This is a genomic window from Exiguobacterium sp. TDN 0502, from assembly GCF_050846835.1.
Lineage (GTDB): Bacteria > Bacillota > Bacilli > Exiguobacteriales > Exiguobacteriaceae > Exiguobacterium_A.
The window spans coordinates 80,696-93,183 of record NZ_JBOZGJ010000004.1; the positions used below are offsets into that span (position 1 = coordinate 80,696).

The window sequence follows — 12,488 nt, forward strand, 5'->3', positions numbered from 1 at the left end:
ACTGAATTGTACGTTTAAGTGGGAGACGAAACGGCAATTCCTCTACTGTATGTCATTGACCATCGTGTCCCTTACAGAAAGGATGTTGAAACATGTCAGAACGTGTCTTCATTAGTCCCTCGAAGTATGTCCAAGGAAAGGATGTCATTGACCGGCTCGGTACATATGTGAGCCCGTTCGGTGAAAAAGCGCTCGTCATCGCGGATGATGTCGTTTGGAAAATCGTCAAGGAACGCGTCGAGCAGTCGTTGTCCGGCGAAAACGTCGGCATCGAGAAAGCCGATTTCAGCGGTGAAGCTTCGAGGCATGAAGTGCAGCGAATTGCTGAGCAAGCAAAAGCAGCGGACGTCCGGTTCGTCATGGGTGTCGGTGGCGGGAAGACGCTCGATACAGCGAAGGCGGTCTCCGATGAGTTGAACGTATCCGTCGTCATCGTGCCGACGCTTGCTTCGACTGACGCGCCGACGAGTGCTCTGTCTGTTATTTATTCCGACGAAGGAATTTTCGAAAGTTATCGCTTCTATAAAAAGAATCCCGATCTCGTTCTCGTCGATACGAAGCTGATTGCGCAAGCACCGGCGCGGTTCTTCGCGTCCGGCATCGCCGATGCGCTGGCGACATGGGTCGAAGTCCGGAGTGTCGTTGCATTCGGCGGCGAGACGATGGCAGGCGGACGACCGACGATTGCCGCGCAAGCGATCGCCAAACGGTGCGAGGAAGTCCTGTTCGAACACGGGCGTCTGGCCTATGAGTCCGTTCAGGCACAAGTCGTCACACCAGCACTTGAAGCCGTCGTCGAAGCCAATACGCTTTTAAGCGGACTCGGCTTCGAGAGTGGTGGATTAGCTGCAGCGCACGCCATTCATAATGGCTTCACGGCACTTGACGGGGACATCCATCACTTGACGCATGGGGAGAAGGTCGCCTTCGGTACACTCGTTCAACTGGCGCTCGAAGAACATCCACAAGAAGAAATCGAGCGCTATATCGCATTTTATACGGACCTCGGCTTACCGGTGACGCTCGAAGATGTGAAGCTAAAGGATGCATCACGGGAAGACATCGTCAAAGTCGGCGAGGCAGCAACGGCTGACGGGGAGACGATCCATAATGGGTTCAACGTCACTGCTGACGAAGTCGCCGATGCGATCATTGCAGCCGATCGCTATTCGAAAGCGTATCAGGCAAAACGCAATCGATAAGCAAACAATCCCCCTTGCCGAGATGGCGAGGGGGATTGTCATTTAGAGATAGTCGAGCGGATTGACGCTGCTGCCGGCAGACGTTGCGCTGTAGACGTATGATCCTTTATGAAGCTCAAAATGAAGATGGGTCCCGAAGGCGTTACCTGTCTCACCGACCGTTCCCAGTTTTTGACCTTGTGCGACCGTTTGACCGACCGAAACCGAGCGGCTGTTCATGTGCGCATACAAGCTGATGAACGGCGATCCGTTGATCGTATGCGAAACCATGACGTAGTTACCATATGCGCCTTTATATTGGGATGTGATGACTTTACCGCTTGCTGTCGCGTAAACCGGCGTGCCTTTTGCTGCACCGTAGTCGATTCCATTATGAAACGTGTAACCGTAAATCCCACTCGTCGGTCCGTATCCTTGTGTAATCGGACCGCTCGTCGGTGTCGCGAAACTCTTCGTGGATGCTTTAGAGGCTCCAGTACTGTTCGTTAATGTCAGAACAGCATATTTCGTAACATAGTCCGCGTGGACGAATCGTTTGTCTCCACCATACAGGAACTTAATCCAGTCACCTGTACGACCGAGATAACGGAAACGTTCTCCTTGATCGACACTTCCGACAATCGAACTGCTCGTTGAACTACTGCTGCGGACACGCAGGTTGTCGACGTTGACTTTGATTTTGTAGTAGCGCGTCACGGAGTATTTTTTAACGTATGTGGATGAGACGTAGACTTTTTTAGAACCGTAGAGAATCTTTGTCCAGTTGCCTGTTCGGCCCAGATATTTATATGTATCACCTTTATCGAAACTAGTGATTGTTCCGTAGGATGTCGATGGACCGGTACGTGCCCGTAAGCCGTCTTCCATGACCTTTACTTTATAGAATGTCGTTGCTGCATCCGCACGCGGGATGGCAAACGATGCAAAACTCGCGACGGCGATGGCTGTCGCTGAAACACCTTTCCAAAAACCATGCATGAATTATTCCTCCTGAATTCTAAAGCTGTGTGACAGAACCGTTATGTAAATTTCATAGATGAGTATAACATTTACGAAAATGTTTAAATGTTACATTCACATTTCGATATTATTTCAATAAATTATATTGAATAGACTTAATTTTATTGAATGTTGAATCATTCCCGAAAAACTTTGACAACAATGGGCGTAACTGGATATGATGAAATGCCCTGTACATAACTGAAAAGGTACCCCGAATCGAGGTACCTGACAGTCGTTTATAAGAAGGCGAGTGGATTGACACTGCTTGCAGCAGATGAACCGCTATAGACATAGTGTCCACGGTGAATCTCGAAGTGTAAATGTGATCCGAACGAATTTCCGGTGCTGCCGACAGCTCCGATGCTTGCGCCTTTAGGAATCGATTGACCGACGAAAACAGAACGTTTACTTAAGTGAGCATAAACCGTTGTGTACGAAATACCGTTCACTTTATGTTCGACCATGACATGGTTCCCGTAAGCCCCTTGATAGGATGATTTGATGACTTTCCCTGCAGCAGCTGCTTTGACCGGTGTCCCAGCAGGTGCGCCGAAGTCGATTCCGTTATGGAACGTGTAGCCGTATTTACCGCTAGCATTTCCGTAACCTTGTGTGATTGGTCCGCTTGTCGGACGCATGAATCCGGTCGAAGAGGAGAAGGATGCTTTTTTCGCTGATTTACTCGAAGCGCTGTACTTCTTGACGTAACCAGAATAAACGAAGCGTTTCTCACCCTTATACAAGATTTTCGTCCAGTTTCCTGTACGACCGAGGTATTTGAAGGTTTGACCGGTATTGACACCGTCGACGATCCGGTTGTGTAACGATGGACCCGTTCGGACGCGTAGTCCGTCTACTTTGATTTTTACTTTGTATGATGAACCAGAAGCCGCTTCAACCTTACCTGTACCCGTAGCTGCAAAACCTGAAACAACGAGGGCGCTCATTGCTAACGTCGTAATTGTTCGTTTCATGAATGTTCCTCCTAAGTTGTGAATCTAGTGTTGGCGTCGGAATGACATCTATGGAAGTGAATGCGTATAGTGTGTATTGAAATGAGTGATGCCGTCATTTGACTAACGAGAGTATAGCATTCAATCGTCAGACGTTTGTGTTTCAATTCGATTGCTTAAATATATTCTAATAGCAATTGTTGTAATATTGAATGTCTGTTCAATTGCAAAATCCCTTAAAATCAAGATGAATCCGTGTTACAACGAGATGAATTTGATGACAAGATGCAATTATGGGAAATGATGAGAAAGTATGGGGATCAATTAAAAAAGAGAGTAGGTAACGAGATGGACTTAACGTTTACAGTAGATCAAAAAAAGCTTAACATTCGCGCAGTGGCGCTGTTGATCCAGGACGGGCATCTGTTGATTCATCGTCAAGGCAAAGATGATTTTTGGTCTTTACCCGGAGGACGCGTCCAGTTTGGCGAGAGTGGCGCAAAAGCAATCGAACGTGAGTTGTTAGAAGAATTGGGGCAGCCGATCATGCCGCCGGTCTTTCGTTTTTTACATGAAAATTTCTTCAATTACGCGCAGCATCAGTTTCACGAACTGGGGCTGTTCTATGAGGTGACGTGCCAGAAGCCGCTTCCTGTCGTGAAGGAAGACTTTTATGGTCCAGAAGGGGAAGGATTGACGTATCGTTTCGTACCGATCGATGAACTGGATCACTATACGTTGTATCCGCAAGAGTTAGCGCATATGCTCCGCACGAACGTATTTCCGACGTTACTGACGAATGACATCTGACTTTTGCGGAAAAACGTTTATCGATGTATCGCAAGGGAATCAATAATCATGTAGTTCAATTCATCAGTCATAAGGGAGCTGAACGTTGATGAGAGAAGAACAATTCGAAGCGATGCATCAGGAAGCACGGGGACAGACGCAAGAACAACAACCGGGTGTCGAGTACGCCATGAAGCCGGAACCGGTCTATGATGATCCGGATTATGTCGGTTCAGGAAAATTAAAAGGGAAGGTCGCACTGATTACGGGCGGGGATAGTGGAATCGGTCGTGCCGTCGCTGTCGCGTATGCGAAAGAAGGAGCAGACGTTGCAATCGTATACTTAAATGAGGGGAAAGACGCTGAAAAGACGAAATCGTTGATTGAAGGTTACGGGGTGAAAGCCTTAAAGATCGCAAAAGATGTCAGTCAGCCGGAAAATGCGCAAGAGATCATCGATACCGTCATTTCAGAGTTCGGTCAATTGAATATTCTCGTCAATAATGCAGGGAAACAATTCCCGCAGGATGACTTCCTTGCCATCACACCCGATCAATTAAAGGAAACGTTCGAGACGAATGTCTTTTCAATGTTCTATCTGATTCAAGCTGCGATACCTCACTTAAAAAAAGAGGATACGATCATCAACACCTCCTCGGTGACAGCCTATCGCGGGGCACCGACATTGATCGATTACTCGGCGACGAAAGGTGCAATCACGACATTGACACGCTCCCTTGCTTCGAGCTTGATCGAGAAGGGAATCCGCGTCAATGCCGTTGCACCGGGTCCGATTTGGACGCCGCTCATTCCGGCGACGTTTACAAAGGAAAAAGTCGAGGCGCACGGGGAAGATACGTTAATGAAGCGCCGAGGACAACCATCGGAAAATGCACCGGCTTATGTCTATCTCGCTTCACGCGATTCCAGTTACGTCACGGGTCAGACGATTCATATCAACGGCGGCGATTACATTACATCTTAAGGGGGAGAACAACATGAAGAAGAATCCGAACGAAGTACCGGAACGCGAACCGGATCAACAACCGGACGAAGTCCCAGAGACACCACCAAGTGAGGTGCCGGATACACCGCAGGAAGATCCGGTCCGTCAACCGGAACCGGACACGTTCCCTGAACCAACCGAGATTCCGGATACTCCGCAGGAAGATCCGAATCCGTATTAAAGACTGAAGTAGCCACCATCCGAGCCGAGGATGGTGGCTTTTGTTATAAAAAGTCCGTCTTGACAGGCAAACTGTATGGTGGGTATGATACAGAAGAAAAGTGTATTATTGTTTTAATACAATATATAAATAGGGAGGTCTACCGATGCAGTTCGACCAAAGAAGCCCGGTGTACCTGCAGGTCGTCCGTTGGTTCAAACAACGAATCGCGACCGAGGAATTGCAAAGCGGGCAAGAGATCCCGTCCCGCCGCGAAATCGCCGCACAGCTCGGAATTAATCCGAATACCGCACAAAAAGCATACAAAGAGATGGAGGAGCAGCAATTGATTACGACAGAACGGAATGTCCCGAGTAAGATTACACGCGATCCACAAGTTGTCCAAAACGTACGGACTGAGATGCTCGAAGAAGCCGTCTCTGAATTCATCGATGCCGTCAAAGCGATTCAAATCCCACTCGATGAGGTCGTCTCGAAGGTCGAGACCGTCTATCAGGAAACGGAACGGAGGAAGATCGATGCTTGAAGTCCATGGCTTACAAAAGAAATACGGTAAAAAACCAGTCCTTCAAGGCGTCTCGTTCTCGGTTCCGATGGATCAGTTGACGTGTCTGATTGGACTAAACGGTGAGGGGAAATCGACGATCCTGAAGGCAATCGCAGGTCTTGTCCCGATCAACGCGGGAACAGTTCTCGTCGATGGTGAAATTAATCGAAACAAGATTGCCTTTGTTCCAGATATCCAGACGATGCCAGGCTACATGACGGTCGGTGATGCACTGACTTACATGGCGGATTATTATTCTGACTGGAATCAAGCGACGGCGGATGAATTGATGCGGATTTTCCAGCTCCTCTCGACAGATAAGATCACGGACTTATCAAAAGGGAATCAGGCGAAGGTCAGCTTAATCCTCGGATTTGCCCTTGATCGTCCCTACTTGTTACTCGACGAACCGTTCGCCGGAATCGATCTGTTTACGAAAGAACAAATTGCCGGATTATTTTCGAGTCACTTTATGGAAGGGCGCGGCATCCTGATGACAACACACGAAATTCAGGAAATCGAGCACTTGATCGACCGGGTCGTTTTCTTACAGGACGGTCGGATCACCGATGAACACGAGACGGAAGAGATGCGGGAGCTGTACGGCAAGTCGGTGCAGGACCGGATGCGGGAGGTTTACCTTCGATGAAACAATACATACAATTGACGAATGAAGAAATTAAGCGGAGTTTTAAGCTGTATGTCATCGCTGTCCTTGTGATGGCAGTAATTGAGTTAGTGTCGGTCGTCGTAAATATCAAGCTGCATGAGCGCAGAATCGAAGATTACTTGAAGTCAAATACTGCAACATTGTATGAAGCATTCAATGTCTATGGGAAAATTTCGTTTATTGATACAACTTCCTTTTTCAGTTATATGACATTGATTGGGATGGCATTAGTCGTTATCTATACCATTCAGATTTGGTACCGAGATTGGATTGGTGAAACGAAGTATATCTATCGTCTGTTGATGCTTCCAGGAAATCGAGCAAGTATTTTCTTCTCGAAATTGACGACAGTCTTTTTGATCATCATGAGTTTTCTCGGTATCCAGTGGTGCTTGATTCAAGTGGGGAACCGTCTTTTCCAATGGGTTGTCCGAGAGGATTATATGGATAAAAATAGCTTACGAACTGTCGGAAGTACATTAGGCGAACTATACTCGCTGAATTTGACGAATTTACTCATCATTCTTGCAGTATCGTTGTTTATCGTAAGCTTCATGTTTTTACTTGTCTTAATTGAACGCTCCTACCGTAAATGGAGTGGACTCATTCGAGTGGGAATTGAGATGTTCATTCTGGTCATCTGTTCAGTAGCGAGTATATATTTTCTAGAGCAGACGAAGCTGTTATTGAACTCAGAAAAAACGTATGTATTGACGGGGGTATTCGTTCTCTATTTTGTTTACGTGATTTGGAGAAGCCTTCGTCTACTAAAATGGAAAATTGCTGTTTAAGGAGGACACTATGCGTTCAATCAAATATGTATTACTTTTAGGTGTCATCTGTATTGTGTCTTTAGGATTTTATGTTGGGCAGGTGCTCTCTTTCGATAAAGTAAAATTTATCGTCGAAACGAAAAAAGGTGATCCAAACGAAGATGTCGTTCGAAATATGCAACTTCGTCTCAGTGAGTGGGGTCAAAATCCGAACGAATACAACATTTCGATGAACGGGAACGTTAAGCAGTACAACAAACCAATACTGTCGTATGTTTTTAATGATGACTCTAATTGGGGGGATGCCCCAAGGTCGTTCCAGCAATTCATTTGGCAGAATGATACACATGTGTTTACTCAAGATTCGATTACATACGGTCTAAATAAGTTGAATGAAGACGAGCTGGAGTTACAGTGTTGGAATGCGCTGACGAACAAGTCGACGGATATGACAATCAAATTGCCTGAAACTCAAATGAATGAAAAGTTACGTTTCTCTCCGTTTCAACGAACAGGGGACATGTTATTAATTGATTCGTTTACTCGTAACAGCGAAATCGAAAGAGATTATATCTATCAAATCGATTTGAAAAAGAAATCGATGGCAAAAATCAAATTACCTGACCGTCTAGGTAAAAATGATACGATTCGAGCATTCTATGATGGGAAAATGATTGTTGATCAAGTAAAAGAAGTAGAAGATGATGAAGATTTTTTATCTGAAACCGTCGTAAAGGATGGAAAGCAAACGAAAATATTAAAAGTATTCGAGGAAGCGTACTCCTCATATGCTATAAACGGTGGAAAATATTTCTTAGGTCTTGACGAATCCTCTGCACAAGTATCGGATCAGAAAAAGTTGAACTGGCACATCTACGATCTCGAATCACATCAGACCTCTGCCAAATCGATTCAGCTTGATTCGATTGCGACGGATGAAAACTTTGCAAATAGAAGTGTTGCCGTAGATCGCGAGCATATTTACTTCGCTTACCGGACAAAAAAAGATGAAGTCAAATCATTGGTGATCGATCCGCTGACATCTGAGATTATTTATGAAGCTGACATTCATCAAAAAGGATCAAAAAATGAATTACTCTTACATGACATCACAACAAATTAATAAAAGTAACCAATTTCCACGTATAATGTGAAACCTCCTGTTTTCTTCCAACGTATAAAGACTATACAAAGGGGGAACTCACATGCAATTCTTGATTTTTGTCATCTTCGCAGGTGCTATGTACTGGTTCTACTACAGCTTCTTACTGGGGTACCGTAAGAAAAACATCACGTTAACGTTTGACGATCGGTTTTATTCACTCGACGAACACGCCGCAGCCATCGAACAAAAGCTTGCAACAGATGGACATTCGGCACGTTATCTCGGTGACCGTCGCTTTGAAGTTGATGGCAAACCATACCTGTTCCTCGAGCGGACAGTTTCGATCGGCGGGGTTCCGACACAGCAGACGATTCTCGAACAGCAAAAAAAATAACTCTCCCGCGTTCGGGAGAGTTTTTTCGTTAGACCGGAATCCGGTCGAGGGGATGCGGTTGCTGCGACGAGCGATACCAGCGGATGATCCAGTGATCGATGCCGATGTGATACGCGTAGCGTCCTGCAGCGAGTAAGATGACTGTTGCTGCTAGGAAGACCGGGTTCAACGCAATCGTCCCAGCAAGTAAGTAATTGAGATTCATGATGCTCCCGACGATGAGGGCGGGAACCGTCAATAGACTAAGAATCAACAGGATACCGACGACGAGTTCCGCGAACGGAATCAAGACATTGATCAGCCCGACGTTCGGTAAGGCGAGTTGCTCGATCCACGTTGCATACCACGAACTGACGAGTGCGTCTTCGCCTGTCGCTTTTGCGAGCGCTCCTTCAAGAAACGGCTGTGCATCAAAGCCGTTTATGTACTTGCCGATGCCGGCGATGAACCACTGGATCCCGAGCCAGAGCCGGATGATCGTCAACAGACCAAGACCTGTAATGTGTAATGCTTTCACTTTCAGACACTCCTCTACTACAACATAGTCCCCATCATACTGAAAAATCATCAGTCAGATGGGGACTATCATCATAACGTCATTGAACCGTCATCGACCTGTTACAAAAAAGGATAAGGTAACGGTTTCACGACCGTTGATCGAGGCGGTGACTGATTGCAGTCAACAAGGCAGCGACGAGTGCAACCAGTCCACCGACGAGTGCCGTGTTCATCATTGGACCGTTTGCATAGACGATACCACCAAGTGCGGAACCAAAAGCAATCCCGACGTTACTCGCAACAGGCATCAATGAAGCAGCAAGTCCTTTTGCTTCCGGATTGAACTTTTCAGCGAGATCAATCAAGTAGATCTGTGTTGAAGTCGTCAGTAAAATCGACATCAGCGACATCAAAGCGATGTTGAACAGTCCAAGTGAAAGGGATGCTGTCGTGAAGTATAACGCAGCAAGGACGATTGCTTGTACGACGAAGACGAACCGTAAACGTCCCATCGAATTTTTGCTAGCGATTTTACCGGCAAGGATGTTACTAAAGATTGAAACAACACCGTAAGCGAGCAAGATCGGACTGATCCACGTCTTCGCGATCCCAAGTTCCGTTTGCAGGATTGGTACAAGGTACGTGTAGACGACGTAGGTTGCCCCGAATCCGAACGATGGAATAAAGAAAGCGATCAGGATCCGTGGGTTGGCGAGCAGTCCAAGCTGCTCTTTGATTGAACCGGAACCCGTCGATTGCTGGACCGGAACGATTTTCCACACGGCGAGGAACGCGATCAATCCCATGACTGTTGTCAGCCAAAACGTGGCTTCGAATCCAGCGTGTTGACCGATGAACGTACCAATCGGGACACCGAGGACGTTCGCGAGTGTAAAACCACCGAAAATGAACGAGACGGCGACACCGCGCTTCGCAACCGGCACACCGTCACTTGCGACGACCATTGCAAGCGAAATCAAGACGCCGGTCAAGATGGCTGTCAGGATGCGGGTGGCAAGCAACACTTCATAACTTGGTGCAAAACTACTGGCGAGATTCAGTAAGACCCAGGCAAGTAACAGACGTAGAATCAGGCGACGCCGTTCCAGATGACCGGTCAGCGACATGACGATCGGTGTACCAATCGCAAAAGAAATAGCAAAAGCGGAGACGAGCGTACCGGCTGTTGCGATCGTAATATCAAGGGCTGAGGAGATTTCAGCGAGGATCCCGACGATGACGAATTCGCTCGTACCGAGAACGAACGTCAGGAGCGACAACGTGGCGATTAACAGCCAATCGCGTCGACTTAAACGAGTAGTAGGTGACATGGATGATTCCTCAATTCTGGCGCTTGCGCGCGAAACTATGAGTAACAGGATAGCACGAAACGATTTCGTCGGGTATTGCAAAGCGCGATTCCGGGAAAAGAACCATTATTCGAAATAGCGTGTGAATTTCCAAGCTTTCTGTTTTTTGCGTATACTAGAAAAGAAGACTACGGACAAAGGAGTGGGGACGATGCAAGCGACAGTGACATGGAACAAACAGATGGGGTTTAGTGGACAGACGGAATCAGGACATCCTCTTGCGATGGATGCAGCACCGGAAAACGGTGGTGAAAACCAGGCACCCCGACCAACCGAGCTCTTGCTACATGCCGTTGCCGGCTGTACTGGGATTGATATCGTCTCGATCTTAGAGAAGATGCGCTTGACGATCACTCATTTCGAAATGGATATCGAAGGAGAACGAGCAGAGGATCATCCGCGGCGTTTTACATCGATCTCGATTCATTACCGACTCGAAGGTGATCTACCAGAAGATAAGGTCCGTCGTGCCATCTCGTTATCAAAAGATAAATATTGTTCGGTCTCACAATCCCTGAACGCTGAGATTTCCGTCTATTATTCAATTAATGGTGTCCGGAGCGAGGATCCTTTGTGAAGAAGACCGTACTGATCGGTTGTCTGTTGCTTGCAGGGTGTGCGCAGGAGACGACGGAACCAACGAAACCATCACAATCAGAAACGAAGCAACCGACCGAGGTGAAGAAACCGAAGCCTAAGCCGACGAAGGAAGAACGACAGCATGCAGAACTCAAACAACAATTAGCAGCGATGTCGACGTCTGAAAAGATCGATCAACTGCTCTATATCGGCGTTGCGGGTACGGAACTTTCAGCAGCCGATCGGCAGTTGTTGCGGACGCATGCGATTGGTGGTGTCTTACTGCTCGGCGGAAACATCACGTCAGAAGAACAACTTTTGACGTTCACCCGTGCGATTCAAGAGACGAATCAAAAGCCGTATGCGTTCGTCGGGATTGACGAAGAAGGTGGACGGGTCAGCCGGGTGCCGGATCAACGATTACGTCTGCCGACGAGTCAACAGATGGCGCAAGGCGCGGATACGGCGAAAATGGAAGACGTCGGAAGCACGCTTGGTCATGTATCGCGGTATTATGGATTCAACATGGACTTTGCACCGGTCCTTGACGTTAACAGTAACCCGAACAATCCGATCATCGGTGACCGTGCCTTAAGTGCTGATCCGAAAACGGTCGCGTCTTTGGGTACTGCCCTGATGCACGGGATGCAGGAGACGGGTACGATTCCGGTCGTCAAACATTTTCCCGGTCATGGCAACACGAGTGTCGATTCCCATGTCGGTCTGCCGAAAGTGACAGCATCGAAGGAAGAACTGAAGCGGACGGAACTCGTCCCGTTTCAAGAAGCAATCCAAGAAGGGGCAGAGATGGTAATGGTCGCTCATATTCTGTACCCCGCGTATGACGATACACATCCATCCTCGCTCTCAAAAGCTGTCCTGACCGACCTCTTGCGTCAGCAGCTCGGCTTCAAGGGCGTCATCATTACGGATGATCTCGTCATGGGAGCGATCACGAAACAATACGGTCTCGCGGAAGCGGCACGGCAGGCACTCGTTAACGGCGCAGACATGGCGATGTTTTCAGAAGCGGGTGCTTATACGAAGGTCCATACTGAAGTCATGCAAGCGGTGAAGGATGAGGCGTTAACGATGAAAATGCTTGATGCCAAAGTAATGCGGATTCTGAAGCTGAAGCAGACCTATGCCGATAGCCAGAAGCAACAGCGCCCGACGAAATCGGATCTCGTTCAGCAAGTCGAAGCGCTCAACTAGGACTAGCGAAGCGAAACGACTCATGCTAGACTAATGGGGCAAGCCAATTAAACACGAAAAGACACTAGGGGAGTCTCCCAGCAGACTGAGACGGAAGTATCCGGACCCTTTGAACCTGATCTAGTTCGTACTAGCGGAGGGAAGTGGCTCGAAACCTTAGATATCCTTAGCGCTTCAGCGCATTTTCGGACCACTCCTTTCAAC

The 12,488-nt window shown here is 47.5% G+C and carries 15 protein-coding genes and 1 riboswitch; of the genes, 11 read left to right on the forward strand and 4 right to left on the reverse strand.

Annotated elements, in window-relative coordinates:
• Window positions 1-92 precede the first annotated feature (92 nt).
• Window positions 93-1,202: a glycerol dehydrogenase gene (locus ACRPK8_RS06205; protein ID WP_432237411.1), complete on the forward strand. Its 1,110-nt coding sequence runs from the start codon at window positions 93-95 to the stop codon at window positions 1,200-1,202.
• Window positions 1,203-1,244: 42 nt separating this feature from the next.
• Here ACRPK8_RS06205 and ACRPK8_RS06210 read toward each other — a convergent pair whose 3' ends face one another.
• Window positions 1,245-2,180 (reverse strand): peptidoglycan DD-metalloendopeptidase family protein, encoded by a 936-nt coding sequence (locus ACRPK8_RS06210; protein WP_432237412.1) that lies wholly within the window; start codon window positions 2,178-2,180, stop codon window positions 1,245-1,247.
• A 260-nt stretch (window positions 2,181-2,440) separates the two neighbouring features.
• Window positions 2,441-3,178: a peptidoglycan DD-metalloendopeptidase family protein gene (locus ACRPK8_RS06215; RefSeq protein ID WP_432237413.1), complete on the reverse strand. Its 738-nt coding sequence runs from the start codon at window positions 3,176-3,178 to the stop codon at window positions 2,441-2,443.
• A 327-nt stretch (window positions 3,179-3,505) separates the two neighbouring features.
• Between ACRPK8_RS06215 and ACRPK8_RS06220 the strand changes: the two genes are divergently transcribed.
• From ACRPK8_RS06220 to ACRPK8_RS06255, 8 genes are all read left to right on the forward strand, one after another.
• A complete protein-coding gene (locus tag ACRPK8_RS06220; protein ID WP_432237414.1) occupies window positions 3,506-3,967 on the forward strand; it encodes an NUDIX hydrolase in 462 nt (153 codons plus the stop codon).
• Between the two features lie 88 nt (window positions 3,968-4,055).
• Window positions 4,056-4,931 (forward strand): SDR family oxidoreductase, encoded by an 876-nt coding sequence (locus tag ACRPK8_RS06225; RefSeq protein ID WP_432237415.1) that lies wholly within the window; start codon window positions 4,056-4,058, stop codon window positions 4,929-4,931.
• 13 nt (window positions 4,932-4,944) lie between these two features.
• A complete protein-coding gene (locus ACRPK8_RS06230) occupies window positions 4,945-5,133 on the forward strand; it encodes a hypothetical protein (RefSeq protein WP_432237416.1) in 189 nt (62 codons plus the stop codon).
• A gap of 145 nt (window positions 5,134-5,278) precedes the next feature.
• Window positions 5,279-5,659 (forward strand): GntR family transcriptional regulator, encoded by a 381-nt coding sequence (locus ACRPK8_RS06235; protein ID WP_432237417.1) that lies wholly within the window; start codon window positions 5,279-5,281, stop codon window positions 5,657-5,659.
• The gene (locus ACRPK8_RS06240; RefSeq protein ID WP_432237418.1) at window positions 5,652-6,329 is read left to right on the forward strand and encodes an ATP-binding cassette domain-containing protein; all 678 of its coding nucleotides are present in this window, start codon (window positions 5,652-5,654) and stop codon (window positions 6,327-6,329) included. Before ACRPK8_RS06235 ends, ACRPK8_RS06240 begins: the two co-directional genes overlap by 8 nt.
• Complete coding sequence (locus ACRPK8_RS06245; protein WP_432237419.1) at window positions 6,326-7,141, forward strand: hypothetical protein; 816 nt, start codon at window positions 6,326-6,328, stop codon at window positions 7,139-7,141. The genes ACRPK8_RS06240 and ACRPK8_RS06245 overlap by 4 nt, the downstream gene beginning before the upstream one ends.
• A gap of 10 nt (window positions 7,142-7,151) precedes the next feature.
• Window positions 7,152-8,246 carry a hypothetical protein gene (locus ACRPK8_RS06250; RefSeq protein WP_432237420.1) on the forward strand — a complete coding sequence of 365 codons (1,095 nt, stop codon included), beginning with the start codon at window positions 7,152-7,154 and terminating at the stop codon, window positions 8,244-8,246.
• 82 nt (window positions 8,247-8,328) lie between these two features.
• Complete coding sequence (locus tag ACRPK8_RS06255) at window positions 8,329-8,622, forward strand: hypothetical protein (protein WP_432237421.1); 294 nt, start codon at window positions 8,329-8,331, stop codon at window positions 8,620-8,622.
• Between the two features lie 28 nt (window positions 8,623-8,650).
• Here ACRPK8_RS06255 and ACRPK8_RS06260 read toward each other — a convergent pair whose 3' ends face one another.
• Both ACRPK8_RS06260 and ACRPK8_RS06265 read right to left on the reverse strand, forming a co-directional pair.
• Window positions 8,651-9,139, reverse strand: coding sequence for a DoxX family membrane protein (locus tag ACRPK8_RS06260; RefSeq protein ID WP_432237422.1), 489 nt, complete (start codon window positions 9,137-9,139; stop codon window positions 8,651-8,653).
• A 127-nt stretch (window positions 9,140-9,266) separates the two neighbouring features.
• On the reverse strand, window positions 9,267-10,451 hold the full coding sequence (locus ACRPK8_RS06265; RefSeq protein ID WP_432237423.1) for an MFS transporter: 1,185 nt from the start codon (window positions 10,449-10,451) through the stop codon (window positions 9,267-9,269).
• Window positions 10,452-10,641: 190 nt separating this feature from the next.
• Between ACRPK8_RS06265 and ACRPK8_RS06270 the strand changes: the two genes are divergently transcribed.
• Together ACRPK8_RS06270 and nagZ are read left to right on the forward strand one after the other, a co-directional pair.
• Window positions 10,642-11,067 carry an OsmC family protein gene (locus tag ACRPK8_RS06270; protein WP_432237424.1) on the forward strand — a complete coding sequence of 142 codons (426 nt, stop codon included), beginning with the start codon at window positions 10,642-10,644 and terminating at the stop codon, window positions 11,065-11,067.
• Window positions 11,064-12,284, forward strand: a complete 1,221-nt coding sequence (nagZ, locus tag ACRPK8_RS06275) for a beta-N-acetylhexosaminidase (protein ID WP_432237425.1) — start codon at window positions 11,064-11,066, stop codon at window positions 12,282-12,284. Before ACRPK8_RS06270 ends, nagZ begins: the two co-directional genes overlap by 4 nt.
• 56 nt (window positions 12,285-12,340) lie before the next feature.
• Window positions 12,341-12,443: riboswitch (TPP riboswitch) on the forward strand.
• Window positions 12,444-12,488: the final 45 nt, after the last annotated feature.

Bases quoted from the DNA above. Each gene is read 5' to 3' on its own strand.
- ACRPK8_RS06250 (WP_432237420.1), top strand. From the start codon at position 7,152: ATGCGTTCAATCAAATATGTATTACTTTTAGGTGTCATCTGTATTGTG.
- ACRPK8_RS06255 (WP_432237421.1), top strand. From the start codon at position 8,329: ATGCAATTCTTGATTTTTGTCATCTTCGCAGGTGCTATGTACTGGTTC.
- ACRPK8_RS06270 (WP_432237424.1), top strand. From the start codon at position 10,642: ATGCAAGCGACAGTGACATGGAACAAACAGATGGGGTTTAGTGGACAG.
- ACRPK8_RS06230 (WP_432237416.1), top strand. From the start codon at position 4,945: ATGAAGAAGAATCCGAACGAAGTACCGGAACGCGAACCGGATCAACAA.
- ACRPK8_RS06240 (WP_432237418.1), top strand. From the start codon at position 5,652: ATGCTTGAAGTCCATGGCTTACAAAAGAAATACGGTAAAAAACCAGTC.
- ACRPK8_RS06220 (WP_432237414.1), top strand. From the start codon at position 3,506: ATGGACTTAACGTTTACAGTAGATCAAAAAAAGCTTAACATTCGCGCA.
- ACRPK8_RS06205 (WP_432237411.1), top strand. From the start codon at position 93: ATGTCAGAACGTGTCTTCATTAGTCCCTCGAAGTATGTCCAAGGAAAG.
- ACRPK8_RS06210 (WP_432237412.1), bottom strand. From the start codon at position 2,180: ATGCATGGTTTTTGGAAAGGTGTTTCAGCGACAGCCATCGCCGTCGCG.
- ACRPK8_RS06265 (WP_432237423.1), bottom strand. From the start codon at position 10,451: ATGTCACCTACTACTCGTTTAAGTCGACGCGATTGGCTGTTAATCGCC.
- ACRPK8_RS06235 (WP_432237417.1), top strand. From the start codon at position 5,279: ATGCAGTTCGACCAAAGAAGCCCGGTGTACCTGCAGGTCGTCCGTTGG.
- ACRPK8_RS06245 (WP_432237419.1), top strand. From the start codon at position 6,326: ATGAAACAATACATACAATTGACGAATGAAGAAATTAAGCGGAGTTTT.
- ACRPK8_RS06215 (WP_432237413.1), bottom strand. From the start codon at position 3,178: ATGAAACGAACAATTACGACGTTAGCAATGAGCGCCCTCGTTGTTTCA.
- ACRPK8_RS06225 (WP_432237415.1), top strand. From the start codon at position 4,056: ATGAGAGAAGAACAATTCGAAGCGATGCATCAGGAAGCACGGGGACAG.